This window comes from Streptococcus sp. HMSC034B03, assembly GCF_001838575.1.
In the GTDB taxonomy this organism is placed as follows: domain Bacteria; phylum Bacillota; class Bacilli; order Lactobacillales; family Streptococcaceae; genus Streptococcus; species Streptococcus anginosus.
Genome location: NZ_KV837637.1, coordinates 110,047 through 136,002, shown reverse-complemented (window position 1 = coordinate 136,002; position 25,956 = coordinate 110,047). Strand labels below are relative to the sequence as shown.

The window sequence follows — 25,956 nt, the reverse complement described above, 5'->3', positions numbered from 1 at the left end:
TTTGAAGTTGTTGGAAACATCTATGAAAATCCTGAGTTGGTGGAGGTAATCGATGATTAACAATGTTGTACTTGTGGGGCGAATGACTCGTGATGCTGAACTTCGTTATACTCCACAAAATCAAGCGGTCGCAACTTTTAATCTTGCTGTCAATCGTAACTTCAAAAATCAAAGTGGCGAAAGAGAAGCGGATTTTATTAACATAGTGATTTGGCGGCAGCAAGCAGAAAACCTTGCAAATTGGACTAAAAAAGGCTCTCTCATTGGAATCACAGGTCGTATCCAGACACGTAATTATGAAAATCAACAGGGTCAACGTGTCTATGTGACGGAGGTTGTGGCAGACAGTTTTCAAATATTAGAAAAACGTGATAATTCGGCTAATCAATCAAGCATGGATAGCCAGATGCCACCATTCTCAGATGATGACTTGCCATTTTAGAGGAAAATTCATATGAGATTAAAAATTTTAAGAAGGAACAGTCCAATTAGAATTTATGAATACTGTTACATTGTTTTTAGTCCGAGTAACAAAATAGATGTAGCGGAAATATATGATAATAGCATTCAAATTGATAATTTTGAGGACTTTTCGTACTGGTTTGAACAACAAATCTATTATCTTACAAGAGATCAATTTCGAAAGATTGATGGTGTCTGGTTGCGGATGATGATTGATTGTTATAAAAAACGAGATGAGTTGTTATTTTAAAAATGAGTACTTATGAAAGAGGTGTTACGATGAGTCATATTGAAACTTTAAGAAGTGGGGTACAAGTCGCAAAACGTGATGTGGTAGATGATTTAAAAGAAGTTATTAAACGTTATGAATTTTACCAAGACGAAATTCGGCGTTGTTATCACGATATGGAAGAATATGAAGCAAAAATCGATTTGCTTGAAACTCAAAAAGCGAATTTGATAGAAGCTCTATCAAATAAAACATGGCAGGACATGCGACAGACTGCATTTTATCGTAGACAGGCTAGAAAATGGAGGGCGAAAGGATGAGGATACTTGTCAATGGGGTATTTCAACCACTGCTTACCTTTTTGTTTCACTTTGTAGTAATTGACTGGATTTGGAAATTACTTGAAATCAATATTCTCGGCAAAGAGAAGGGGAATTTACCAGATTCAATCTTGTTAGTGCTACTTTGCTTATATATTACTTGGATTTTGAAACCAGAAAATAGGATGAGTGGAGGACGAAAGTGTGAAATGTGAGTTATTTCATGACAATTTTCAAAATTATAAGCGCTACGCATCAAACCAGCTTACTTTGAACAGGGAGAACAAATGACGATATTTGATTTTTTGGAGGATGAAAATGGCACAACGTAGAATGTTTAGTAAGAAAATAACTGATACAGATAAGTTTTTGGAGATGCCGCTTTCTTCTCAGGCTCTTTATTTTCACTTAAATATGGGAGCAGATGATGATGGTTTTATTGATCGACCGAAAACGATTCAAAAAACTATTGGGGCAAGTGATGATGATATGAAATTGCTAACTGTAAAACAATTCATCATTCCTTTCGAAAGCGGTATTGTAGTAATTAAGGATTGGAGAATCCATAATTACATTCGTAAAGATACATATCAGCCAACAATCTATCAAGAAGAAAAAAGATTGGTTGAAAATACGATGACAAAATTACCAGAAAAAACGTCCACGAGCCGTCCACGAAAAGTTGACGCAGGTAAGGATAGGATAGGTAAGGATAGGATAGGTAAGGATAATCTATATAATGCAGATGAAAAAGAAAAAATTCCGTTTCAAACTATTATTGATTATCTAAATTTAAAAGCAGGCACGAAGTATCGTGCTTCATCAGCTAAAACGAAACACTTTATCAAATCAAGATGGAATGAGGGCTTTAGAGAGAAGGACTTTAAACAAGTTATTGATATAAAAGTTCGTCAATGGTTGTATGATCTAAAAATGAATAAGTTTCTTAGACCTGAAACGCTTTTTGGTACAAAATTTGAGAGCTATCTCAATGAGCGACCGATTAAGCAAGCACAGCCAATTGATGATGATATTGGAATTTGAGGTAAAAAAATGAATATAACACTTTTAGAAGTAATTGAAGCCTTTGAAAAGCAATTTTATCCGCTAGGAGAAATGCAGAAAAAAAAGATGTTACAGCATCAAAATCCCCAAGCAGTTCTTGGGAAATTAGCTTTCTTAATGGATTGTGCGAGGTGTTGATATGGAATTTGGAAGATGGGCATCGAAACCAGCTCAAAAAGTTTGTCAAATACACGGAGAGCAAATGTTTTATATCGGGCCTAACAATGTTCTTGTTTGTAGTAAATGTGGTAAAGAACTTATAGAGCGAGATGAGCAAAAATTGCAAGATGATTTTTGGGAAGTTGAAGAGCAACGATTAGAAGCTAAGCGAATTAATGTGTTGTTTAATTCGTCAATTGTTAATGCCGAGCTAAAACAAGCAACGTTAAACAATTATGAGGTTTTAAATCAAGACCAGAAAGAAAAGTTAGATATTGCTTTCAAATTGGCTAGTGGTTATATTGAAGGAGATACGAATAACACATTATTTCTGGGGCCTGCAGGAACTGGAAAAAGTCATCTGGCTTATGGCATTATCAAGCATATTTCTGATAAAACGAAGAAGCACGCTATGTTTATCAAAATCCCTGAACTGTTAGCTAGGATTAAGAGTGATTTTAACTCATCAGAGCAGACACAGCAAAAATGGATTGCTCGTTTGTCAAAAGTTCCTTATCTTGTTTTAGATGATTTGGGAACAGAGAAAGTGACAGATTGGAGCAAAGAAATTCTATTCTCAATTTTAGACAATCGTAATTGTACGATTATTACAAGTAATTTGCGGAGTAGTGCTGAAATTGGGAATATTTACGGCGAAGCGATCAAAGACAGAATTTGTAAGGGTGTTGATAGACAACATGGCATATCTTTTGATGGAATGAAAAGCCAGCGAAGAAAATATTATTAGAAGGTGAAAGATGATACAAAAAAAGATGTGGGTTGTTCGGCAATATGCGAAGAAATTTAGTTGGTCAGGGAATCATCCAGTAGATTTCAAAGAATGGGAATTTGAAAGTAGATCAAAAGCAATTAAATTTGAAAAAAGATTGCAAAAGGGAATGATTTCAGAAGCATTTAAAAATACAAATATTGAAATTTATGAAAGGAGTTGGCAATCCTGAACATTAAGCAACGACTTCAATCATTGAAATATATTGATTGTAAAATAAAATCTAAACATCAAGAATTAGCCAGTCTCAAAACGGGTATTGTGAGAGGACAAAAATTTGATGGAAAACGAGCCAACCAAGATAAAAATCAATCGGAAGAAATAAATATTAAACTAATTGATAAAGCGGATACACTTTATGATGAAATAACAGCTCTTATAAAAGAGCGGGAAGATTTAACAAAAGCAATTGAAACGCTGGATGATCCTTTAGAAAATATTGTGATGAGATTATTCTTTATCAATGGCTATTCTTGGTCTGAGGTTGAAGCTAAGCTCAATGCCGGACATGGAACTATTCAACGCATTAGAAGTTCTGCTTTAAAAAAATTATCGCAGCTTGTTTAATTTTTGGTACGATTGGTACACATTGGTACAGTCAAAGTGATATTATGATAGTGTCAGAGTGTGACTAATAATACTTGCGAAAAAGAGTGCAGTTAATAACTGTGCTCTTTTTTCGACAATAAAAGAAAGGAGAAAATGTATGAAAAACGTCCAACCAATCAGAGACAAAGACCAAATAGAGATGTTAAAAGATTATTTAAAAGAATGGAATCCTAGAAATTTCTTGTTACTGGTTTTTGGGTTGAATTCTGGCTTGCGAATAAGTGACATTTTGCCTTTAAAAGTCAAAGATTTAGAAGGTACTCATATTGTTATTGTTGAGAAAAAGACGGGAAAACCGAAGACATTTTTTATCAACGACACTTTGAGAAAGGAAGTCAATAAATATGTCAAATCAAAAGGATTAAAACCTTATGATTATCTTTTTGAAAGTAAAAAAAGAAGCAAACAGCCGGGAAAAGAAGGGCAGAAACAGCCAATAAGCAGGGAGCATGCTTGGAAGATTTTGAATAAAGCTGCAAAAGAATTTGGTATTCATCACATTGGAACGCATTCTATGCGAAAATCATTTGGCTATCATATGTACAAGAAAACGCAAAATGTAGCGTTACTTATGGAAATGTTTAATCACTCTTCGCCTGACATTACTTTAAAATATATAGGAATAAATCAGGAAGAACAGGATAAAGAAGTGGCTGATTTTAGCCTATAATATTTTTTTAAAATTTTAAATGATACACAATGAAAAAATATTGCATTATATATTTTTAAAAACGGGCTGATGTCTTAGAAAATATAGTGCTTAAGCTATATTCAAAAAAAGAAACACTCTATAAGATATGTGACATTAGAGAGGGTAAAAAATGAGTAGAAATAAAACCAGAAAAAGAGCTATTGCAAAATCTAATAAAAAAATGAGATTGGCAAGAGAAAAGGATATAGAACAATTAGGATTAAGCTATACATTTCATGAAGTAGCAAAAATTTTAAAATCTCTAAGCAGAATTGCCCAAGCTGTAGGTATAAGCACGGCTGATTTTTGTAAGGCGAATACGAGGAAGTGAATAAAATATTAAAGAAAGGTTGATGATTTTGAATAAAAAAGATTTAACAATTGAGTTTAATTCTGAGATTTTATGGCTGCAACGTTATTTTAAAAGTACGCTTAAAAAAATGATTGCTGACAGACGAGAAGAATTGCGCTATCCATTCAAAGAAAATGTTGATAAGTTAGGCATTAAGTCAAATAAGCAAGCGACTCCACGAGCGTTACAGATCATTATAGCAGAGGAAGAAGACCCACGCTTACAAATGATGTTGACGTGGGAAAAGGTTATATGCGATTATGTAAATGCGACAGATGAGAGCCTTTTGCGAGTGATTAAAGCTGTATTTGTCACAAAGTCTATGAATATTTCTGGTGCTGGTCGTCGTTATATGTATTACGGCAAGACGACAACTTACAAAATGATCTATGAATGGCTGCAGGGGCTATCTATTGCATACTTTAAAGCAAAATAAAAGAGCCGATAAGGCTCTTAGTTTTTATTTGGGTCATTGTGAAAATCAATTATTAGGCAGATTATTGCAATAGCAAGAATAAATAATATAAACCCGATAATAATTTTTATAATGATATTTGAAAAGTAAAACAAGGAAATAAATAATAATAAAAATAAGATTAACCAATTCCACATAATCAAGCTCCTTTGCGATAATACTTATACATGTCAAGCAAATAAATCAAGCGTTCTTCGCGGTTTTCTAAAGTCTTTGCTTTAAGCTCGTTCAATTTCATTTTGATTTTTCCTTTCAATAACCAGAAAGCCTAGCAGGCTTTCCAGTCGTATTTTATTTAGTATCTTTTACTTTTCAAGCAATCCCGAAACGTGATAATCTAATTTTTCGTTGTACTCGTATAGCTGGTTTATTTGCTGTTGTAGTTCTTGATTTTTCTTTTCAAGTCGATAAAAACCAAATGCGATAGTAATTGTGATGATGATTGCTGTAATGATAATAATTGATTTTTTCATGATGTTTACCTCTTTTTTTATTTTTTGGGGGCGGAGTGTTCCGCCCGGTTATGCTGTTAGTCTTTCGATTCTTATCATAGCTTTAGCCATGTCGTAGGAATCTGAAACGTTGAAACGTTTTTGTTCATTTCCTTGATGAAATGACAAGATTTTTTCATTAGGGAAAATGTAGACTTTAATTTTTTCATCTTCGTAAAATATTTTTCCGTATCCTGCTTCGCACTCAAATTTATCTAAATTATCAAGAATCTTTTGAGCATCGGCTTTGCGTTGTTTGATAGCTTGATACATAGCTTCTTCATCGTATTCAACAATTACGAAGGTATTTCCACCTTGCAGAATTTCACCTGTTCGATAATCATGATCGATTGATTCATATTTTTCTTTTAGAATGCTATCAATTTCATTTAAATTAAGCATTATATTTTTAACTGTCACATTGATATAGATATCAGCACAGCCACGATGTTTGACGCTGATTTTAAAATCTTTGACGTTGTAATCTAATTCTTTAAGTTCATTCTTAATGTCAGTTGCTTTCATAATATACCTTCTTTCTTTTTCGCGAGGTACGAAAAAACGTACCTAGTTGACTCAATAGGTACGCTGTGATATACTATGTATATCGGCACTCTATTGAGTGTTGGACGGCTTGTTACATCCAAACTTTGGTCGGGGAGGATGTAGCAAGTTTTTTTATTTTGTAAGACTTTATCAACCTTACAACTATATTATAATCCAAGGATTTTATTTTGTCAATATCTTTTTTTAATTTTTTTAAAAAATTTGTTTGACACTTTCTAAAATAAAATTAGGAAGACTTTTTTTATTTTCTTTCGCTTTAGCTTTTAAGAAGTCTATTTCTTCTTGTGTAAAGTTGATTGTTAATTTTTTGTTGCGTTTTAAACCAGTTGGCGGTCTTCCTCGTGGTCGTTTTGTTTCTTGCATTTTGACCCCTTCTTTGCTATAATAATTGTAAGGGAAGGCAAATAGATGTTAATCATCTACTTGCCATTGAATGTTAAGAAAGAGCCTTGATTATTTCAATAAGTATTTTTATCAATCTAGCGATTGCAGTCACTAGCTTGATTACTTTTGAAAAGTCAAGGCTTTTTCTTTTACCCTTGCGGCTTTTCACATTCTCACCCCCTTTCAACCCTTACTTTGAGGGGGATTTTGTAAGGCTTTATCAACCTTACAACTATATTATAATCCAAGGATTTTATTTTGTCAACCCTTTTTTATAATTTTTTTAAAAATTTTTTGAGCCCAATTTTTTCTGGGCTTTTTTTATTTGCGGAAATTTTTCAAAAAATATTTGTTACTTTAATAATATGAGAGAGATTGACACGACGAGCAAGCAAACAATCTATGACACTTTTTATAATACACGAGACTGGCAAAGACTACGAGACAAAGCAATTGAACGAGATAATAAAGAGTGCATTTGGTGCAAACGAGCGGGACGACTGACGACATCACGGCTCGAAGTCGATCATATTAAAGAAGTAAAAGATTATCCGCAACTTGCTTATGACCTTGACAACCTGCGAACGCTTTGCAAAGATTGCCACAACAAACGTCATGGACGCTATCAAAAGCAATCTAAAAGCTTCGATGATGAGCTTTTTAGTTGGTAACTTGTCAATTTTGTAAAATTTCTGTAAAGTAAAAATATAAAAAACGAACAATATACCCCCCTATCAAATAAATGTGCGTCTTTATCCGAAATCCGTAAACCGATGGATGCTCAACTAACCAAAAATTTGCGCTATTTTTACATATTAGGGGGGTGTTTTTAGGAAAAATCCGAACAAAATTCTGTAAAGTATATAGGAAGTGAAAAAATATGGCTAAAACAAAAAAACAGATAAAAATGGAGAAATTAAAGCGAGAATTGAGACTTTTAATTGACGAAGATAATGAGATTGAGGTTGAAAAGGTTGATAGATATTTGAACTTGGTTAGTATTTTTTATGACCTTGATAAGTCAATTAAAGATAAGGGTGTAATGGTTGAGACGGTAAATGCTAATCAAACTTTTTTGAAAGAAAATCCTGCAGTTACTGCTAAGACCAAGGTTAATGCTTCTTTGCTTAAGCTTGATGTATTCTTTGATAAGAAGCGAGAGGAGTATGAAGCGAAGATGGCTAAGAGCAATGAAATTGATGAGGAAGACTTTACATGATTCAACGATATGTGGATGCATATATCGAGGATTATAACACCTGTCGTATAGAGCTCAATCAGGAGAGGATTGAGCTTTTTGAATACTTAGAACGTGAGATAGTTCCTCGGTTAGAAAATGGAGAGATTTATTTCAATGAAAAGCAGATAGATGATTGTATTGGGTATATTGAGCGGTGGTTCTTTCCGTTGGAGCCGTTTCAGAAGTTTCTGATACCATTTATCTTTTTGTATTTTAAGAAGAATAATCTTATTGTCTATCGTAAGTTTCTTTATATGATGGCTCGTGGTGCTGGGAAGAATGGTTTGATTTCTGGTGTTGCGAGTTTTCTTTTGACGCCTATGCATGGGGTGAAGAATTACAATATATCGATTATTGCTAATAGTGAAGACCAAGCAAAGACAAGTTTTCATGAAATTTATACAGTCATAGAGGAAAATGCGAAGTTAGAGCGGTTATTCTATAAGACAAAGTCTGAAATTTTGAGTAGGCAGACGAAAAGTATTATTAAATTTCGGACGTCTAATGGGAATACGAAAGACGGTCTGCGAGATGGTGCGGTTATTTTTGATGAGATTCATCAGTACGAAAGTAATCGAGATGTGCGGGTTCATTTGTCTGGGCTTGGTAAGGTTATCAATCCGAGAGAGTTCTATATTGGAACAGATGGGTATGTTCGTGAAGGTTTCATTGACAAGCAAAAAGAAAAGGCAAAAGCTGTTTTAAAAGGGCGTGCTCGTTGGAATTCTATATTCCCTTTTATTTGTAAGTTGGATAGTGTGGAACAGGTGGACGATAAGACGAAGTGGCAATTGGCAAATCCAATGTTTCATGAGCCGATGAGCGATTATGCGGCTAATTTGTTTGAAACGGTGTTAGAACAATACGAGGATTTGCAAGATGATCCCTCTAACCGTGAGGAATTTTTGACGAAGCGGATGAATTTGCCAGTCACAGATACGGAGCGGAGTGTTGCTACGTATGAGGAACTAGTGGCAACGAAGGAGTGGAAAGAGCCTTATGAGGGTCAACGTTGTATTGGTGGGTTTGACTTTGCTTCTACTAGGGACTTTGCTGCGGTTGGTTTGTTGTTTAAGAGTGACGAGAAATATGTGTGGAAGACACATTCTTTTGTGCGCAAGGGATTTGTGGATGCGATTTATGGTTATTCAAAGCCAAAGGATACAATCAATGGAAAGCGACAGTTTGCTCCTATTCGTCTATGGGAAGAAAAAGGCTGGTTGACGGTTGTTGATACACCGACAATCGACCCGCATGTGGTTGTTAATTGGTTTGTGGAACAACGGGATTTGTATGCTTTTGATATTGATACGATTCTTGGGGACTATTTCCGAATGGATTTGTTGCGCCCTATCTTTTTAGAAGCAGGTTTTGAGCAGGTGTTTAGTGAACGTGATAGGCAGCGTGTGCCGTCAGGTTATCGTTTGGAGGTTGTAAGAAATCCTCGTGCGATAGATAGTTTACTAGCTCCTAGAATAGAGAATGCTTTTGCTGGTCATAAAATCCTATTTGGTGAAAATGATATGATGCGTTGGTATACTAACAACGTTCTTAGAAAATTAAAATCTGATGGGAATGTTGAATACTTGAAGAAAGAAGATGTCCGAAGAAAGATAGATGGTTTTAAGGCCTTTGAGTGTGCTATGTATCGAGCTGATGAGCTGAATGAGCCTAGTTATGATTTTGAGGACTTTTACGATGATGTAATGGATTGGTATGAGGTGGGGTAAAGTGCGGAAATTTTGACGTTTTTATCTTGTATAATGAAGTTATCAATGGGGTAAGGACAGGCTAGTTAGCTCTCCTGCTGAAACGGTAATATTTTTTTGACTAAGCATGATGGTTCGATTCCATCAACCCCTATATGATTTCCTGGACGAGCGTGGCCATCTCTCGTTATCGTCAAAAATAAAGCCTAATCAATGTCAAGATGGTGAGCACATTTTAAAACTTTACACAAGACAGGTTGCGTGTAACAATTTTGCTAGATGAGGTTCAGGCAAAGCGGCAGACTTTTGGTGTAGTGGAAACATAGGAGGTGCAAGCTTGCTGACGTAGGTTCGATTCCTGCAGGGTCTATTGGCAATCTATGGTGGTAGATTGTCAGCCTCTCTAAATTTTTCATTCTTCTAGATGGTGGGAGTGCATTTGTACTCCCGTTTTTATTTTTTTCAAGAGTGGAAATTTTGACGTTTTTTTATTTTAAAATAGTATTGTGGACATAGAGAGGCAGAAATGCTTCTCTTTTTATTACCGCTGGAAAGGAGGAAACTATGGGGATACTTGATTATATTTTTAATCGCGGGAAGCAACGTTTGTCCTATGATTTTGATGATATTTTTAAAGATGTGCAACAGAATTCAATGAAATCTATAGCACTTGAAACCTGTGCGAATTATATCGCTAGGACTTTTTCTAAATCTTCTTTTGTTTTCTTTTGTGATGAAACAAAGAAACGGGATATTTGGGATTATCGAATCAATCATAAGGCTAATCCTAATCAGACGGCGGCTGAATTTTGGTCGGAATTTGTAAAATCTCTTATCAAGAATGGTGAAGCGTTAGCGTATATCAATAATAGACAAGAAATGTTTGTGGTTGATAGCTATGTACAGAAACATTCGCTTACTGGTGATGTTTTCGATATATCTACTATCCAGAATGTGCCTGTATCTATCACAGCTCATTATGATGAGGTACTATTTATTCGGGTTGAGAATGATAATCTGGAAGCATTCATCAATGATTTGTGGAATGATTATGGTTCTGTTTTGGGGCGGTTATTTCAAAACCAAAAAACTGCTAATCAACTGCGTTTTCACATGGAACTCCCTCGTGATAAGATTCGTGAGCGTGCTCGTGACTTAGCAAATCAGGCTTCTGATAAGTCAGAGGATACTAAAGAGTCCGTGTCAGAGAAAAAGGAAAGTTTTTTAGCTACTATAACTAAAAAGCTAGAGAATGATAGTGTTGTGCCTATTTTGCTACCGAAGGATGCTAAATATGAGGAATATCGTTCTCAAACATCGATAAAAGTTTCTTATGTTGAAGATATTGCTAAGATGAAGCAACAGTATATCAATGATGTTGCAGATATTCTTGGTATACCGAATGGGCTGATTCATGGGGATTTAGCGGATAATCAGAAAAACTATGACACTTATATTGCTACGGTTATTGAACCATTAGCACATAAAATTGTGTCAGCAATGAATTACATTATCTTTAATCGTAGAGAGCTTCAAAAAGGAAATAAAGTCCAAATGGTCGGTTTTAAAAACTATGACCTTTTTTCTTTGTCTTCTAACATCGACAAGCTGGTTAGCTCTGGTTCATTTACACGAAATGAAATCCGACGTGAGCTTGGTTATGACCCAGTAGAAGGTGGGGATGTCTTCTTGCTGACGAAAAACTATATGGAATTAGGCTCCATAGGAAAGGAGAAAGATGAAAAGACTTGATATTAACGGAGTTGTCATTAACGATGATGACAAATGGTTTTATGACTGGAGTGAGCAGAATGCGGTATCTCCAAAGGATGTAAAAGATTTTCTGGCTAAGACTGATGGTAAGGAAGCCATTCAAGTTGCGATTAACTCGCAGGGCGGTTCGGTCTTTGCTGGTAGTGAAATTTATACGCTGCTTAAATCTTATCAGGGGAGTGTTGAAGTCGTTGTGACAGGGCTTGCAGCAAGTATCGCTAGTATTATTATGATGGCAGGAGATACTATCAAAATGTCACCGATTGCACAAGTGATGATTCACAATGCAAGTATGCGTGCACAAGGGGATTATCGAGACTTAGCACATGCGAGCGAGATAATCGAAAACACTTCTATCTCACTTGCGGATTTGTATCAGCAGAAAACAGGTAAGGATACAAACGAAGTAAGGGAATTGATGGACAAGGAGACTCATTTTACAGCGCAGAGAGCTTTGGAAATTGGCTTGGTAGATGAAATTCTCTTTACAGAGTCTTCTCCAGACTTAGCGGCTTCTTTTGGCGGTATTGTATCTCATGCTAAGCTAGTGGAGCTGAAAGCAAATATGGAACAAGACAATCAGTTGAATCTCTTGTTGACTCGCTTTGATCGTATGGAGATGCAATTGAATGAGTTGCAGGAATCTCGGAAAGAACAAAAACAACAAACTGAAAAAACAGCCGTGCAATGTGTATTGGCTGATTATTTATTTTAAGAAAGGAAATGTCAATGACAATTAACATTACTAAATTGCCTCGTTATCAGGAGGCTGTGGCAAATTTTACTGAAGCAGTAACAAACGGAGCGGAAGCTGAGCAACGCAATGAGCTATACGCTGATGCTATGAGCATTATGGGAGAAGAATTATTGGAAGTCGTTTCAGATGCTAGCAAAAAGGAAGCAGAAGAGCTGTTTAATAACTTCCAAAAGAATCCTAAACTGACTGCAAACGAAATCAAGTTCTTTAATGAAATCAATAAAGAAGTTGGTTCGAAGAATGGTATCTTGATTCCAGAAGAAACTTACAATCAAGTGTTTGATGAGTTGACTACAGAGCATCCGCTGCTATCTATTATCAACTTTAAAAATGCAGGTATGCGCCTAAAAGCTCTGACTGTAAAAAGTGAAACTGGTACTGCAGTTTGGGGAAATGTATTCGGAGAAATTCTAGGTCAACTTGATGCGACTTTCCAAGAAACAGCATTCGAGCAAAACAAACTGACTGCCTTTGTCGTTATTCCAAAAGATGCGTTAAAATTTGGTGCAACATGGCTGAAACAATTTGTCATGGAACAAATCAAGGAAGCTATGTCAGTAGCTCTTGAAACAGCTATCGTAAAAGGTAACGGGGATAAACAACCTATTGGCTTGATTAAAGACTTAGCAAATGGAACTGTTCAGAGTGAAAAAATTGTCTACAATACTGACAAAACAGCTCTAGCTAGTCTTGCTACATTAGACCCTACAAACGCCCCTAAACTACTTGCTCCAGTCATGAAAGCTTTGTCTATCTCAGATAAAGGGAATCGTCTAAACATTGCAGGGCAAACTTATCTTTTGGTAAATCCAGCGGATTATTACGATTTGGTGGCTAAGTTTACTTCTATGAATTTGAACGGCGTTTATACAACTACTTTACCGTTTGGCGTTCAATTGGCAGAATCGAAAGCGGTAGATACTGGTAAGGCGATTGCTTTTGTAGCGAACCGTTATGATGCTTATATCGGCGGCGGTGTAGCACTCGAAGAGTTTGACCAAACATTGGCTATTCAAGATATGCAGCTTGTAACTGCTAAATCTTACTGGTACGGTAAAGCGAAAGATAATCATACTGCTGCATTGTTGACGCTAGCTGGTGGTTAAGAAAGGAGTAGCTTATGGAAGTTAAGGTTTTAAAGCCTTTTGAGGATTTGAACAAAAATGTACTTCGTCAAGTTGGTGAAGTTATCACAGTCAACAAAGAGCGCTTTGCTGAATTGGAAGCTCGTCTTCCGGGATTTGTAGAAGAAGTGGGCGCTTCTGATATTCAAAACGAGGAGTAGAAGAAAATGGCTATTGATACAACAAAGTTTGTTGATGAGCAGTTAGCTGCTTTTAAGGAGCGTATGCGAATTACGAGCGCTGATGAAGATGATAATCTAAAAAAGATGCTTTCTTCTAGTATCGTAGCCGTTGCTTTACTGGTCGGAGCGGATGAAATTGATGATATGCTGGTTGAGCTGGCTTTTGAGCGAGCTCGCTATGTGTATCACGATGCCCTTGATGAATTTCAGACAAACTATGCGAATGAAATCGAGCTACAAGCAATGGTTCATTCTCTAAAGGAGGCGGAACATGCTAGGAAAAAAGACGATTAAAAATGAGACAGTAGACAACGGAAAGTTGAATACAATGGTTGTCTTTTACAATGCGAAGCCTAGAGGGCGTTTACCTAGTGATAAGCAGGAATTGAAAAAACTTTTCACTGCATGGGCGGAGGTTTATAATCCGTCTTTAAAGGATATTGAAATCATGAGAGGAAAAGGGATAAAAAGAGCGGTAACGATTGTTATTCGTAATCCGCTGTCATCTTATCGTCCGAAGAATAATCACATAGTAGAAATTAAACATGTTGATTATAAAGATGAGAGGTGGAATGTTGAGGATATTCGCCCTAAGCCAGACTATATCACTTTACTTTTGAAAGGAGAGGTCAATGGAGACTTGGGGAATTAGTGTTGAGGGAGTGGATGAGGTTATTCGCACTCTTAATCAAAAACTTGGAAAAACTCGACGTGACCGCATATCTCGTGAAGCAATCAATTATGCTGCAGAGGAAGCAGAAAAAGACTTAAAGGAAGTTACGACTAGCTTTAAACGTACAGGACGAACAACGGAACAGACGACGCATTCCAAGGCTCGGAAGATTGGGGGAGAGATTTTTCAATCCAAGGTTGGTTGGGGTGAGGGTTCTCGTTGGCGTCTGGAACACTTAAATGAGTTTGGTTATACTCGTTGGGGTAAGACATATGTACCACGAGGATTTGGGAAATTGCGGCAATATGCTGAAGCGCAACAAGCTCCATTTACCAAACACATGGTAGAAAAGATGAAGGAGTTGGCTGAATGAAAAGCATGCTTGATACATTAGCGGATAAGCTGGCAGAAGTGCCAGCTTTATCTAATATTGCTATTCACTATTTCCAACGTCCTGAAAGCTTGTCAGAAAGTGATAGTAGCATTGTTTTGATACCTCTTGCTCCTCCTCAGCAAGAGACATTTGGTAGTGATAATTTCTTACAGAAGCGGTTTAGCTATCAGGTGAATGTTGAAAGTAGTGACTACTACGAAACAAAGCGAATAGCTCATGAGGTTGAGAAAGTATTCTTGGAAGCGGCCTTTTATCAAAATACAGGCGGCTTAGATGAATATTTTGAAGAAACAAAGCGTTATGTAGACGCAAGAACATACAGAGGTTTTAGCTCTGTATATGACATTGAATATTGAAAGGAAAATTAAATATGACATTAGTTGGTTTTAAACGTGCCACAATTCGTGTGCTTGATGGTCAAGCCGCAACAGCAGGAACAAATTTATTTGTTGTTGAAGGGAAGAAAGGAGAAGGTGCAACTCAAACAGCTGACGTTACGGGTCTATCCTCTACTCCTATTAAAGTTTTTGGATCAAATATTGCTTATTACGTAGCTAACAAGGGCGTAGGCGATGTGAAAGCAGAACTCACACTTCTTGACATCCTTGAGAAAGTAAACGACATTCTACTGGGATACAAAGTAAAAGACAAGCTAACCTATATTGGTGAAGAGTCTGAACCGCCATACTGTTCACTTCTCTTAGAATCTGAAACACTAGCTGGCGAAAAAGCCTACTTCGGATTCTTGCAAGGACAGTTCTCCCGTGATGCCGTCAACATGAAGACCAAAAAAGGAACACAAGAAGAACCAGATGGGGATAAATACGAATTTACATCTGTTGCTTCAGATGATGAAGATACAAAAGGAAATTACGTTGTTAAGTATATTGGTAAAGAAGAAGAAACTATCAAGAAACTGAAACAACAAATGAAAATTGCAGAATAGAAAGAAACGGGTTTTCCCGTTTCTCTTATTTTTTGAAACTCGAAAGGATTTCTAATGACAAAATTACGTTTGGAATTAAAAAAGAAAAATGGCGATGTGGTAGTTTATGAACAGGACAAAGTACCAGCTAGTCGTGTGTTGGATTTTTGGGATATACAAGAAAAGTTAGAAGCTGGTGATACTAGCTATACTCCAAAAGACTATCTGTTAGATCGCATTGATTTTTGTGCTTCGTTGTTTAGTGCCAAAGCAGTTACTCAAAAAGCGATTTTAGAGGGGCTGAATGCTTGGGAGCTTGAAGAAACCGTTGATAACATTATCTTAATTGCAATGGGGGTCAAAAAAGAAGCAGACCCAAAGCTGATGGAATTAGTGCAACAGAAGCCCGAAAGCGTTTCTTAAGTCTTGTAAGGGACTTGGTAGCTAGTAATAACGGCTTCACTATCAATGACATTATGGAAACGGATTATGTGACTTTATTTAATGTTCTTAATGCAGAAGAATTAAAACAAGATAAAGAAGAAATCATGTCGTTGGAAGACTTTATCAATACGACTGGAGGTGATTGATATAGCTACGCCAATAGGAAATATGGTCGTGCATTTGGGACTGGATAATAGCGGATTTGCCAGAAAACTGACAGAGTCAAGTAACAGTCTCAAATCTTTTAAAAGAAGTATTGGGCTAATGGAAAAACAGCTTAATACAAATAATGCTCTTATCAAATATGCGAATGGCGGGGCTGCAGCATTTAAGGCTTATGGCGCTAAGGCAAATACTTTAAATGGTCTTATCCAGCAACAATCACTTTTTCAAGCGAAATTAGCTAATGACTTTGAGCGAAGCAAGACAGCGACAGGCGCACTAACTGACCAATCTTATAGATTGGCAGCACAGTATCAAGACGGGCAAACGAAGCTGGCAACTTACCGTGGTGAGTTAGCACAGACTGTGCGAGAGCAATATTCGCAATATAGTCTTACCGCTCGGATGGGACAAGGCTTAACAAAGATAAGTCAAGGGCTAGGAAAAATAAGTTCTGCGACAAGAGGGATGACGACAGCTTTGGGAGCAGGTTTTGCACAAGCAACGAGAAGTGCTGTTTCGTTTGAAAATGGGATGAAGACGATTCAGGCACTTATTAGCGATGATATTCCTGCAAACAAAATGACTTCTACGATGGATCAGTTGAGTAATGCTGTCAAAAAATATGCTGCTGAATATGGTATATCTACTGGCGATGTCATTGAAGGGATGACTGAAATGATTCGTCGTGGTTATGATGTCAATCAAACTATGGCAGCTATGCCACATGTACTAGAAGCTAGTAAGGCGTCCGGTGAAGGCTTTGGAACGGTTATGCATGCAACGACAGCTATCTTAGAGCAATTTAATTTGAAAGCGGAAGATACGCAGCGTGTTACGGACAGTTTGACTTTCGTAGCCAATAAAACAGCTTCGGACTTTTCAAGTCTTGGTGTTGCAATGGAATATGTCGGGCCTATGGCGGCTACTGCTGGAATCTCTCTTGAGGAGACAGCGTCAGCTATTGGTTTGTTATCTCAACGTGGTATTGAGGGCGAAAAAGCGGGTACTAATTTGCGTAATATCTTGACAGCTCTTGTAAAACCAACCAAATCGCAAGCTGTAGCGTTTGAAAAAATGGGGATCTCTCTCGAGGAATTCCGAGCTGGCAATCTTTCTCTGGCAGATGTTTTGGATCTTGCACGAGTGAATACCGAGGGCTTGACAGGTGCGCAAAAGGCCGCGCTTTATTCACAAGCTGTTGGAAAAACCGGGCAAGCTGGTTTTAATGCTTTGATAGCTCAAGGCGGAGATGCTCTGAGACGTCTCACACAAGAAACTAATAATGCTAAGGGAGCTACTAAACGGATGTCCGACCAGATGATGGAATCATCTGAAAATCAACTTAAGAAAGCCCAAGCAGAATTAGAAGTTCTTGGAATTGAGATTGGTTCAAAGCTCTTGCCAAATATTAACAATCTTTTAAAAGAAGGGGTAAAAGTCATAGATTGGTTTAAAGACCTATCTCCTGCTACACAGGACATGATTTTAAAGTTTGCTTTGGGAGCGGCTGCTATCAGTCCCTTCACTGGGGCGCTTAGCCTTCTTACTGGCGTGACGGGCAAGACCTTATCAGGTATAGCTAGCATGGCAGGGAAAGTAAAAAGTATAAAGGCTCTATTAAATGTTTCGAGAGAAGCAACTGGAGCGGCGCAAGGTATCGCTCTGTTGGGAGAAAGTGCAACAGGAGCGACAGGAGCTGTCGGTGGTCTTGCTGGTAAGGCGGGACTATTGGGGGCTTTATTTACCCCGACTGGTGCTCTTGTAGCTGGTGGTGTGCTTGCTGCTGCAGTAATTGGTTACTTTGCCCAAAAAGCCATTGATGCTAGAAATCGAGCTGAGGAATGGGGGACTGCTGTTAGTTCTACCCAAGCTAATGAGCTACAAGGCTTTAAAAACAAGGTGGACGAAACCAACCATGCAATGACTGAATTTGGTTCTGGTGCTGTCAAAGACATTGAAAATGTCAAAAAGGCCTTTAAGGGATTGACCGATGAAATCACAAAACTTGCTGATAAGGACTTGGCAAAAAAAGTTAAGCTAGCTGAAAAGCTAGGAATTAGCCAAGAAACAATTAACACCTTGACAAATCAGACTGAGCAGGTAAAAAACAATGTTCAGCAGATGTCGGATGAAGTTATTAACATCTACAAAAATGCTAGTGAACAACATCGTCAACTGACAGCAGAAGAAAAAGCAGTTGTTTTGGCAAATCAGAACGAACTTATCAAAACGCAATTGAGTTTGATGAAATATTCTAGTAATGAGAAAATTGCCATTACTAAGGCTATGAATGGGCAGCTAGATGAACTTAATGATAGCCAAATCTCAAAGGCTAAGAAAGTAGTTGAGGGTTGGATTAAAGATGAAAACAAGGCTTATAAAGAGCGTAAAAGTAATTTACAAAAACTTTATGATGATATTCGTGGAGAAGATGAAGCTGCTTTAAAAGCTCGTGAAGAAATCCGAACTAAAATGCAGACATTAGAAGCAGAACACAATGCCAAGATGGATGCTTATGGTGAAAAATGGGTTAAAATTCAACAAAAATTAACTGAAACAGCTTTGAGCAAATCTACATCGGAAGCTCAAAAAGCAATTTTGGATCAAATGAAAAGGAATGCTAATGAGTTAGGGCTTTCTTATGATGAACTTGTTAATAAGTTTTCGAATGCGTCTTCTAAAATTCAAGAAGAAAGTGAGTTGTGGGCGAAGACGACAGAGAAAACTACTGCGGCCGGAAAACTTGCCAATACGCAATGGAATGCGATGGTTTGGGATTCTAAGACAGGTAAGGTGAAAACCAACGCTCAAGAAGAAATTCAAAAAGCGCTTCAAGCCGAAGGCGGCTGGGAAGCTATGAAATTTGTTGTTAAAGAAGCAAATCTGAAAACCAATGCAAAAATTGCGATTGGTGAAGCCTTGGTGGCTACTGGTCAATGGAACAATCTTAAACCAGAGGATAAGAAACTCATCACGGACGGTAAGCCTGCGATTGAAGCTATTCTCAATAGCGAGGAGATGCTTGAAGCATGGAATGCTATGCCCGAACAGGTCAAAAAGATTTTAGGAGACAGCGAAAGCTTTCTCAATAGTGCCGAAGTCGCTCAACACGCTTTGGATGCTTGGAATCTGATGACACCAACCCAGCAAAAGCTAATGGTCGAGGATTTAGCTAGTGGAAACATTGAGACAGTTCGTAGGGCAGTTGAAACTTTAACGGGAACAACAATTCCAATTGATGCTACGAATAATACAGCATTACCTGCACAAGAAGCGCAAAATACGATAGATGCAGTGAAACAGTATCAATCTGTATATATCAACGCTAGAAATAATACGCAAGGGGAAGCGAATGCGGCTAGTGCAGCGATCAACAGCGTGAAGCAAACGAAAGCAGCTGATATTAACGCAACCGATGTGACGGGGGCAGCAGTTACAAGTGCTAAGTGGCAATTATCTACAATACCAGGACAAACATTTACAACAATCACAGCTGTAGATAATGCTTCTGATGTTATATCCGGCATTGCAAGTAAGTTGGCGAGTGTAACAGGAAATTTCATTGCGAATGTTGCAGCTGGTAGATACGCTCGTGGTACGGATCATCACCCAGGGGGATTTGCTGTTGTCAATGACGAGGGAGGCCCTAACTATCGTGAGCTGGTTACTCTACCAAATGGACTATCCTTTATTCCAAAAGGGCGGAACGTCTTGTTCCCGTTGCCTAAAGGGTCTAAGGTTTTGCGGGCTAGTATGACAAAAAGGCTATTTCCGCAATACAAAGATGGTGTGGGATATTCTAAGGATTCTCCACTCTTTAAACAAATGGACGCTGTACAATCTGTTATTATTCAATCTAATCAGAGCTCGGCAAGTGCTAAGCAGTCCGATACCAGTCAAGTGGTATCCGAGATTGCTATTTTGCGTGATAGCTTAACAGAACTACTAGAAAAGATATTAAAAAAAGATAATAATGTCTATCTAGATGGTGAAAGAATGGGACAGAAGTTGACTGACATTCAAAGCGACCAAGAGAAATTGCAACAGATGCTGAAAGGAAAATTTATTTGAGTAGAAAATTGATTATGAAATACAACGGGCAAGAGCTTGACATCATTGTTCGTGATATACAGCGAGATATAGGAAACGAAAGGAGTATTACGTTAAATGATGCTCCTTTTTTGGGGCAGAATGTTCAAGATTTTAAGATAAGCTCAAAGACTATTGTTGTTGATTTTTCTATTTGGGGATTTGATCGAAACAAAATTAAGCATGATTTAGCTAGTATCTTTCATTTTAGTGAAGTGAAGCGCCTAGAATTTAGCGATGAACCGGATAAGTATTATCTAGCTATCGTGACTGGGGAAATCAAAATGAAAGAAAGTAAGGGGCTATTTTCAGATGGGACGATTACTTTTCTCGTACCTGATGGGGTAGCTCATTCTACTACTTATCGGCGTTTTGATAAGCCTAAAGAAGTAGGGGATAAAATCGTCTTTGATTTGGAAAACAATGGCAATGTAGATGCTTATCCTATCATTACGGTAAAACATAATGCAGAGAATGGTTATCTTGGCTTTGTAAATACCAGCGGAGCTTTAGAGCTAGGAAATAGAGAAGAAGCGGATACGCAGACTGTTCAAAAATCTGAAATCCTATTTGATTATGTCTCTAACAATGGCATTGTCAAGGGGTTTCAACAAGGGCAAAAGAATACTGCTATTTTGAATGATTTGTCTCAAAACCTAAATGGTACGCTTGCTATTGACAATACTTGGGGACGTCCTCATATAACTCTTACGACTCGTGGAAGTGGCTCGCGACCAAATAATGCAGGTTCGGTCAGTTGGGAAATTCCTCTTGACAGTACCGGTCAGCGTGGCGCACTTCATGAATACATTTGGTGGCGGCAAATCTTCTGGCTTGGCGCAGCAAACCAGCTCGGATTTATAAAAATTTCTGTCTCTGATACAGAGGGGCAGTTTTTATATGGTGTTGAAACAATCAAAAGGTCGAATGGTTTGGGGTGTGAGTACAATTTCTTAGCTTCTAACGGAAAAGGTGGATACAAACTTATCAATCAGTGGCTTTTCTATGGCACGCATCGAGAAGATCATAATCCATTTAATGAGCCAAGAGGTTGGTCAGATTTATTGCGTCGTGATGATATGGTGCAAGTGTACTGGTGGGGAACATATCCACAGTTTCGCATTCCTGAAATTAAAGGGCGCAAGTCCGCAAAAATACATGTTGCTATCGGAGCGTTTGGAAACAAGCCGCAGGTCACGCATGCCTATCTTGATAGCATTGTTTATCGCAAGGACTTTATTGATACGATTGAGGATATACCGAATCGTTATCAGAAAGGTTCAACGGTAGTAGCAGATAGTGAGCAAGATAGAATACTGGTTGATAATCTAGATAAATTTAGTGATCGGGTTCATGGTTCTGCGTGGTTGAAAGTTCCTCCGGGGAAATCGCAATTAGAAGTGTTTTGCTCTAGTTGGATAAAAGCAAAGCCTACTGTAACTGTAAATTTTGAAGAAAGGTTTTTATAAATAATGTTATTAACAATTCATGACGCACATTTACGACAGGTGGCGTCTATTGATAATGATAAGCAGGGGACACTGAATTATTTCAATGATACGTGGACAAGCTACCTTGAGACTGGTGCGGCTACTTTTGACTTTACAGTTAGTAAAAAGGAGCTTGCGACCGATACATATTCAAAGCGTGCTTATCAGTTCTTGAATGAGAAAAATTTTATCTCTTTTGAATACGAAGGTGAGACACAGCTTTTTATCGTTCGTAAAGTTGTTGAAAATGAAAAACTCATCAAGTTAAATTGTGTCAATTTGAATCTAGAGCTTATCAATGAATATGCCAATCCTTATAAGGCACTGAAAGATATGTCGTTTGAAGAGTATTGTAAGGCTCTTGATTTGCTGAACTTTACGATGCTTAAGATAGGTGTGAATGAAATTTCTGATAAGAAGTTAACCCTCGAATGGGAGGGGCAAGAAACGAAATTGGCTCGGCTTTTATCGCTTGCCAATAAGTTTGGTGCAGAGATTGAGTTTAAAACATTCTTGAATAGTAATAGTTCTATCAAATCCTTTGTGGTGAATGTCTATCATGCAAATGACGGTTTTCATCAAGGTGTTGGTAAAAGACAGTCTAAGGTATTACGATATGGGCGAGATTTTAATTCACTTACTCGAACTGTAGATACAACAGGGATTTATAATGCTATCCTCCCAACTGGGAATCGTTCAGAGGTCACTTCGACCAAAACGAGTGTCATTCATAATGTAGATGGAAGTGTAACTACAACTAAAAAGGTGCGAAATCCTGATGGGAGCGTTACGACGACTTCTAAAAGGGTACGAAATGATGGTTTCGTACTTGGGCAGGTTGTCACTAAGACTGTAAAAAATCCTGATGGAACTTCCTCTACGACTATGGAACGAGAGATGACAACGGTCTACAAAAAACGAACCGGCAGGAGGAAAAAGGCAGAGGAGCAACCGCCTTTTAAAGTTAAACACTCAAAGACTTCTAAAACGAGTGCTTATAGCAATGACAGTACGTTTGATTTGTCGGATTTGCCAGATTGGAAGTTAGAGAATGAAAACGGACAAGTAGAGTTTTATAAAGCAGGAAAAATGTTGTATGCTCCTCTTTCTATGCAGATGTTTCCTGCAGCGTTTACCTCTGATACGATGAGTGACCAATGGATCAGACGAGATGCAACTATTGATGCCGAGACACAAGAGGAATTGTCCGATAAGGCACTTGACATGCTACGGAAAAGCTGTTATCCAGCAGTCACTTATGAAGTCGATGGTTACTTGCCATACGGTGTGGGTGATACTGTAGAGATTGAAGATGACGGATTTGCTCTTACTTTGTTACTTGAAATGCGGGTGTCCGAAAGGTCTATCAGCTTTACTGGTACAGGTACGAATAAAAGCGTTTTTGCAAATTTCAAAGCGCTTGAAAATCAATTATCATCTGGCATTCAACAACGGCTAGAAGAAATGTTGGAAGAAGCAAAACCTTATGATATTAAGGTTGCATCAGATAATGGGACTGTTTTTAAAAACAATAAAGGAAAATCAACAATTTATCCTACCTTGCTCAAAGGAGAGAAAACCATCCCAGATTCCGAAGTTAGTTGGAAATGGAAAGTAGATGAACGTGATTTTCCACTTGCTCCAACATTTACTGTTGAAGCTGCTGGACTGACTAAGCCACTCACTGTAACAGTTATAGCTATTGTAAATGGTAAGGAAGTAGCCCATAAAGAATTAGCTTTTACCAACGTCAATGACGGTGCGAAAGGTTCTGACGGAAAATCTATCACGGTCGCTAAAGCTGAAAAGCAAGCGGACGGGGTCAAGGTGACGTTCTCGGACAACAAGAGCATTGTTGTACCGAAAGGCGATAAAGGTGACCCGGCAGACCCAGCTCCTCTCAATGCTCTAGAACAAGAGATGAAACAGACCAAGCAAGGGTTAAACGATGTTAAGGCAGATCTGCTCAAAGAAAAGGCGGAAAGCTCCGCTAATATTGAGCAGGTAAAAAAAGAAGTCGGTGCTATCAGCTCCCAACAAACCGCTTACGAGAAATCCAATGAACAAAACCTCGCTCGGATAACCCAGCAAATGGCTGATAAAGCCAGCAAATCCGAAGTCAAACAGACTGCAGATGGAATTCGGGAGGAGATAAGCCAAATTAGCGTTGGCGGGTGTAATTTGTTGAGAGGTTCGAAAGGAGAGTTTAAACCCGACAGTAAGCCAACGGACTTTGATAATCAAACCTTGTATGTGCAATCAACCTCCATTGATTTGGTCAAAGGAGAGCAATATCTAATATCTGCTAAAACTGATGGAGTTTTTAGCGGCGATCACAACGGGAATCGAGAAAGCGATAATGTAGTGCTCTGGTTGATGGATAAGACGGTTACGAATTATCAGATTGTGTCCGATAGCAATACTGGCACGACAGGTACGATTTTTATATGGAACAAACCGACTGGAACTTATCACTTGCGAGTCAACACCTATCATAAGGACGCTCGGAAAAAAGTATGGGAAGTTAAGGTCGAACGAGGGACGATTAAGACCGATTGGAGTCCGGCACCTGAAGATGTTGAGAAACAAATCACCGTTGCTAAGACCACGTTAGAAAAGACTGCGGAAGGTCTTAGAACGGACATGGTCGCAGTCAAGTCCTATGTGGCTGATGATGGCAAACGTAGAGAACAGCTGGAAAAATACAGCAGAGAAGAAACTGCTAAGCAGATTGCAGCTGAACGAAGCGCGGTAGCTCAAAACTATGTGGCTAAAATCCAGTATACAGAAGATGTCAAAGGCGTGAATCGGCGGTTTGAGGAACTGCGAACAGGGACTAGTAACTTACTCTTAAATACGGAGTTTAAGGCGCTTGCAGACGTTAATAATATAAATGGCGCTACATTAAAGCTCAATCAAAATGATTACAACGGTCACAACTCAATCGAGGTCACTGTGACCGGTCAAAATAAAAACGTGTGGAAGGGAATCACCTTAAATGCAAGCGTTAGCGCATTCAAAAAAGGTGACACAATCGCTATCAGAATGCCGATTTACATTTTTTCTGACGTTTCTATAAATGCAGGCTTAACGCTTGTATTAAAAAAACACTTTAAAAATATAGGTTATGTTTTTAAAGACTTGGGAGACTTCCCCCGAAACAAATGGCACATCGTTGAATTTCTGCACACGTTTGACAATGACACCAATTTTGAAGGCGTGAATTTCTTTTATTTGTATGCAACGCAAAACGGACACTACAAGATAGCAGAGCCATTGCTCACATTATCAAACGTAATTCCGTCAAGCTGGGCGCCAGCGGTCGAGGATGGCAAGAATTATACCAACACTAAGCTAGCTGAATACATGCAAGGCGTGGACGGTCAACTTGCGGCAGTTAAGCAAGAGGTTGGCAGTAAGGTATCACAAACTACATTTGACCAGCGGGCAAACCAAATCACGCAGTCAGTAACGGAATTGAACAATAATACCATCAAGAAAAATCAAATCAAAATCAACGAGAATGGCTTGGTCTCTAGCTCTGAGAAAACGGTCAACGGTCAAACGTTGGCTAGCATGATTTCTCAGAATCCCGAATGGGTAGAGATTATCGCTAAGTTGCTTAAGATTAAGGCTGACATGATTGTCAATGGTGCGATTACAGCGGATAAACTAAATGTTAAAGAGTTGAGTGCTTTGAGTTCTAATTTAGGCGAAGTGAGTGCTGGCTTTATTGATTTGCGCAAGCATTGGGTACGAACAAACACTCGTGATGTTTGGGGTATCATCAAAGATGCGACATATGATACTAGCACGCTCTTGACCGATAGTGGGGTTATAACAAATGGTCGGCCAGGCAGAAATAAGAAGAGCGATGTCAAACCGACAATAATGCCGCTGGTTTGGTTAAATTCTGGGCAACTTCTTTTTGCAAATGTCGATTCTGAACATGACATAAGACTGATACTTGCAAATGGCGTTCATCCTTCTATACGAAGTAATTCCGGAACAATTTATTTTGGAAAGTTAGAAGACGAGAGAGATGCTTTAGTTATTGATTGTGAATTTTCAGAGCTTTATTTAAAAGCCAACAATTACACAGATTGGAAACAATCTTCCTTCAATTCGGGTGTCCGTTGGAAAGTGCAAGGTAATCTTGTGCTGGTTGACTATGACGTTACTTTTAACAAGGACGGAAATCAAGCCATTTGTGGCGTCCCTCAAGAATATGTTGCAGGTGATCGAATGTTTGTTGTGAAAGCGTGGAGTTTGAACAAAGATAAAGATAGGACTGCTCAGTTAAATGCTGATGGAAGTTTGCATATTCTGGGTGCTGAAAAGGGTATGAATTACCGAGGACAAATTATTTGGACTTATTAAAAAATAAAAGGAGAAAA

General features: G+C 38.1%; 28 protein-coding genes and 1 tRNA gene. 26 read left to right on the top strand and 3 right to left on the bottom strand.

Annotated elements, in window-relative coordinates; all coding sequences use genetic code 11:
• The first annotated feature begins 52 nt into the window (after nucleotides 1-52).
• The 9 genes from ssb (at nucleotide 53) to HMPREF2634_RS08480 (ending at nucleotide 5,113) form a co-directional block, all read left to right on the top strand.
• Nucleotides 53-442: a single-stranded DNA-binding protein gene (gene ssb, locus HMPREF2634_RS08530; RefSeq protein WP_070836470.1), complete on the top strand. Its 390-nt coding sequence runs from the start codon at nucleotides 53-55 to the stop codon at nucleotides 440-442.
• Nucleotides 443-741: 299 nt separating this feature from the next.
• Nucleotides 742-1,011: a hypothetical protein gene (locus HMPREF2634_RS08520; RefSeq protein WP_070836468.1), complete on the top strand. Its 270-nt coding sequence runs from the start codon at nucleotides 742-744 to the stop codon at nucleotides 1,009-1,011.
• Between the two features lie 318 nt (nucleotides 1,012-1,329).
• Nucleotides 1,330-2,055, top strand: a complete 726-nt coding sequence (locus tag HMPREF2634_RS08510) for a conserved phage C-terminal domain-containing protein (RefSeq protein ID WP_070836467.1) — start codon at nucleotides 1,330-1,332, stop codon at nucleotides 2,053-2,055.
• A gap of 160 nt (nucleotides 2,056-2,215) precedes the next feature.
• A complete protein-coding gene (locus HMPREF2634_RS08505) occupies nucleotides 2,216-2,983 on the top strand; it encodes an ATP-binding protein (RefSeq protein WP_070836466.1) in 768 nt (255 codons plus the stop codon).
• Nucleotides 2,984-2,993: 10 nt separating this feature from the next.
• Nucleotides 2,994-3,197 carry a hypothetical protein gene (locus HMPREF2634_RS08500; protein WP_070836465.1) on the top strand — a complete coding sequence of 68 codons (204 nt, stop codon included), beginning with the start codon at nucleotides 2,994-2,996 and terminating at the stop codon, nucleotides 3,195-3,197.
• A 23-nt stretch (nucleotides 3,198-3,220) separates the two neighbouring features.
• Entirely contained in the window at nucleotides 3,221-3,592 is a 372-nt protein-coding gene (locus tag HMPREF2634_RS08495; RefSeq protein ID WP_257362205.1) for a DUF1492 domain-containing protein, read from the top strand.
• Between the two features lie 139 nt (nucleotides 3,593-3,731).
• Nucleotides 3,732-4,304, top strand: coding sequence for a site-specific integrase (locus tag HMPREF2634_RS08490; protein ID WP_070836464.1), 573 nt, complete (start codon nucleotides 3,732-3,734; stop codon nucleotides 4,302-4,304).
• A 151-nt stretch (nucleotides 4,305-4,455) separates the two neighbouring features.
• Nucleotides 4,456-4,656, top strand: coding sequence for a hypothetical protein (locus tag HMPREF2634_RS08485; RefSeq protein ID WP_070836463.1), 201 nt, complete (start codon nucleotides 4,456-4,458; stop codon nucleotides 4,654-4,656).
• 19 nt (nucleotides 4,657-4,675) lie between these two features.
• The gene (locus HMPREF2634_RS08480; RefSeq protein WP_142350301.1) at nucleotides 4,676-5,113 is read left to right on the top strand and encodes a hypothetical protein; all 438 of its coding nucleotides are present in this window, start codon (nucleotides 4,676-4,678) and stop codon (nucleotides 5,111-5,113) included.
• 344 nt (nucleotides 5,114-5,457) lie between these two features.
• Here HMPREF2634_RS08480 and HMPREF2634_RS10045 read toward each other — a convergent pair whose 3' ends face one another.
• From HMPREF2634_RS10045 to HMPREF2634_RS10040, 3 genes are all read right to left on the bottom strand, one after another.
• Nucleotides 5,458-5,625 carry a hypothetical protein gene (locus HMPREF2634_RS10045; protein ID WP_157941867.1) on the bottom strand — a complete coding sequence of 56 codons (168 nt, stop codon included), beginning with the start codon at nucleotides 5,623-5,625 and terminating at the stop codon, nucleotides 5,458-5,460.
• Nucleotides 5,626-5,673: 48 nt separating this feature from the next.
• Nucleotides 5,674-6,168, bottom strand: a complete 495-nt coding sequence (locus HMPREF2634_RS08475; RefSeq protein WP_070836462.1) for a hypothetical protein — start codon at nucleotides 6,166-6,168, stop codon at nucleotides 5,674-5,676.
• A 234-nt stretch (nucleotides 6,169-6,402) separates the two neighbouring features.
• Nucleotides 6,403-6,573 (bottom strand): hypothetical protein, encoded by a 171-nt coding sequence (locus HMPREF2634_RS10040; RefSeq protein ID WP_157941868.1) that lies wholly within the window; start codon nucleotides 6,571-6,573, stop codon nucleotides 6,403-6,405.
• 386 nt (nucleotides 6,574-6,959) lie between these two features.
• Here HMPREF2634_RS10040 and HMPREF2634_RS08470 point away from each other — a divergent pair, with 386 nt between their 5' ends.
• The 17 genes from HMPREF2634_RS08470 (at nucleotide 6,960) to HMPREF2634_RS10105 (ending at nucleotide 25,939) form a co-directional block, all read left to right on the top strand.
• Nucleotides 6,960-7,265 carry an HNH endonuclease gene (locus HMPREF2634_RS08470; protein WP_070836461.1) on the top strand — a complete coding sequence of 102 codons (306 nt, stop codon included), beginning with the start codon at nucleotides 6,960-6,962 and terminating at the stop codon, nucleotides 7,263-7,265.
• A gap of 209 nt (nucleotides 7,266-7,474) precedes the next feature.
• Nucleotides 7,475-7,813 carry a P27 family phage terminase small subunit gene (locus tag HMPREF2634_RS08465; RefSeq protein WP_180363048.1) on the top strand — a complete coding sequence of 113 codons (339 nt, stop codon included), beginning with the start codon at nucleotides 7,475-7,477 and terminating at the stop codon, nucleotides 7,811-7,813.
• Nucleotides 7,810-9,564 (top strand): terminase TerL endonuclease subunit, encoded by a 1,755-nt coding sequence (locus tag HMPREF2634_RS08460; RefSeq protein WP_070836460.1) that lies wholly within the window; start codon nucleotides 7,810-7,812, stop codon nucleotides 9,562-9,564. Before HMPREF2634_RS08465 ends, HMPREF2634_RS08460 begins: the two co-directional genes overlap by 4 nt.
• 279 nt (nucleotides 9,565-9,843) lie before the next feature.
• A tRNA-Leu gene (locus HMPREF2634_RS08455) sits at nucleotides 9,844-9,913 on the top strand.
• A 194-nt stretch (nucleotides 9,914-10,107) separates the two neighbouring features.
• Complete coding sequence (locus HMPREF2634_RS08450) at nucleotides 10,108-11,295, top strand: phage portal protein (RefSeq protein WP_070836459.1); 1,188 nt, start codon at nucleotides 10,108-10,110, stop codon at nucleotides 11,293-11,295.
• Entirely contained in the window at nucleotides 11,282-12,031 is a 750-nt protein-coding gene (locus HMPREF2634_RS08445; protein WP_070836458.1) for a head maturation protease, ClpP-related, read from the top strand. The genes HMPREF2634_RS08450 and HMPREF2634_RS08445 overlap by 14 nt, the downstream gene beginning before the upstream one ends.
• Nucleotides 12,032-12,045: 14 nt before the next feature.
• Nucleotides 12,046-13,179 (top strand): phage major capsid protein, encoded by a 1,134-nt coding sequence (locus HMPREF2634_RS08440; protein ID WP_070836457.1) that lies wholly within the window; start codon nucleotides 12,046-12,048, stop codon nucleotides 13,177-13,179.
• 14 nt (nucleotides 13,180-13,193) lie between these two features.
• Nucleotides 13,194-13,358 (top strand): hypothetical protein, encoded by a 165-nt coding sequence (locus HMPREF2634_RS10035; RefSeq protein ID WP_180363047.1) that lies wholly within the window; start codon nucleotides 13,194-13,196, stop codon nucleotides 13,356-13,358.
• A gap of 6 nt (nucleotides 13,359-13,364) precedes the next feature.
• Complete coding sequence (locus tag HMPREF2634_RS08435) at nucleotides 13,365-13,673, top strand: hypothetical protein (RefSeq protein WP_070836456.1); 309 nt, start codon at nucleotides 13,365-13,367, stop codon at nucleotides 13,671-13,673.
• Nucleotides 13,651-14,031 carry a hypothetical protein gene (locus tag HMPREF2634_RS08430; RefSeq protein ID WP_070241862.1) on the top strand — a complete coding sequence of 127 codons (381 nt, stop codon included), beginning with the start codon at nucleotides 13,651-13,653 and terminating at the stop codon, nucleotides 14,029-14,031. Before HMPREF2634_RS08435 ends, HMPREF2634_RS08430 begins: the two co-directional genes overlap by 23 nt.
• Nucleotides 14,012-14,425: a hypothetical protein gene (locus HMPREF2634_RS08425; RefSeq protein WP_070836455.1), complete on the top strand. Its 414-nt coding sequence runs from the start codon at nucleotides 14,012-14,014 to the stop codon at nucleotides 14,423-14,425. Before HMPREF2634_RS08430 ends, HMPREF2634_RS08425 begins: the two co-directional genes overlap by 20 nt.
• Nucleotides 14,422-14,802 carry a hypothetical protein gene (locus HMPREF2634_RS08420; protein ID WP_070836454.1) on the top strand — a complete coding sequence of 127 codons (381 nt, stop codon included), beginning with the start codon at nucleotides 14,422-14,424 and terminating at the stop codon, nucleotides 14,800-14,802. Before HMPREF2634_RS08425 ends, HMPREF2634_RS08420 begins: the two co-directional genes overlap by 4 nt.
• Before the next feature lie 14 nt (nucleotides 14,803-14,816).
• Entirely contained in the window at nucleotides 14,817-15,392 is a 576-nt protein-coding gene (locus HMPREF2634_RS08415; RefSeq protein ID WP_070836453.1) for a major tail protein, read from the top strand.
• Nucleotides 15,393-15,446: 54 nt separating this feature from the next.
• On the top strand, nucleotides 15,447-15,794 hold the full coding sequence (gpG, locus tag HMPREF2634_RS08410) for a phage tail assembly chaperone G (RefSeq protein ID WP_070836452.1): 348 nt from the start codon (nucleotides 15,447-15,449) through the stop codon (nucleotides 15,792-15,794).
• A 159-nt stretch (nucleotides 15,795-15,953) separates the two neighbouring features.
• On the top strand, nucleotides 15,954-20,051 hold the full coding sequence (locus tag HMPREF2634_RS08405; RefSeq protein WP_142350300.1) for a phage tail tape measure protein: 4,098 nt from the start codon (nucleotides 15,954-15,956) through the stop codon (nucleotides 20,049-20,051).
• The gene (locus HMPREF2634_RS08400) at nucleotides 20,048-21,538 is read left to right on the top strand and encodes a distal tail protein Dit (RefSeq protein WP_257362204.1); all 1,491 of its coding nucleotides are present in this window, start codon (nucleotides 20,048-20,050) and stop codon (nucleotides 21,536-21,538) included. Before HMPREF2634_RS08405 ends, HMPREF2634_RS08400 begins: the two co-directional genes overlap by 4 nt.
• Before the next feature lie 3 nt (nucleotides 21,539-21,541).
• A complete protein-coding gene (locus HMPREF2634_RS10105) occupies nucleotides 21,542-25,939 on the top strand; it encodes a phage tail protein (RefSeq protein ID WP_070836450.1) in 4,398 nt (1,465 codons plus the stop codon).
• Nucleotides 25,940-25,956 lie beyond the last annotated feature (17 nt).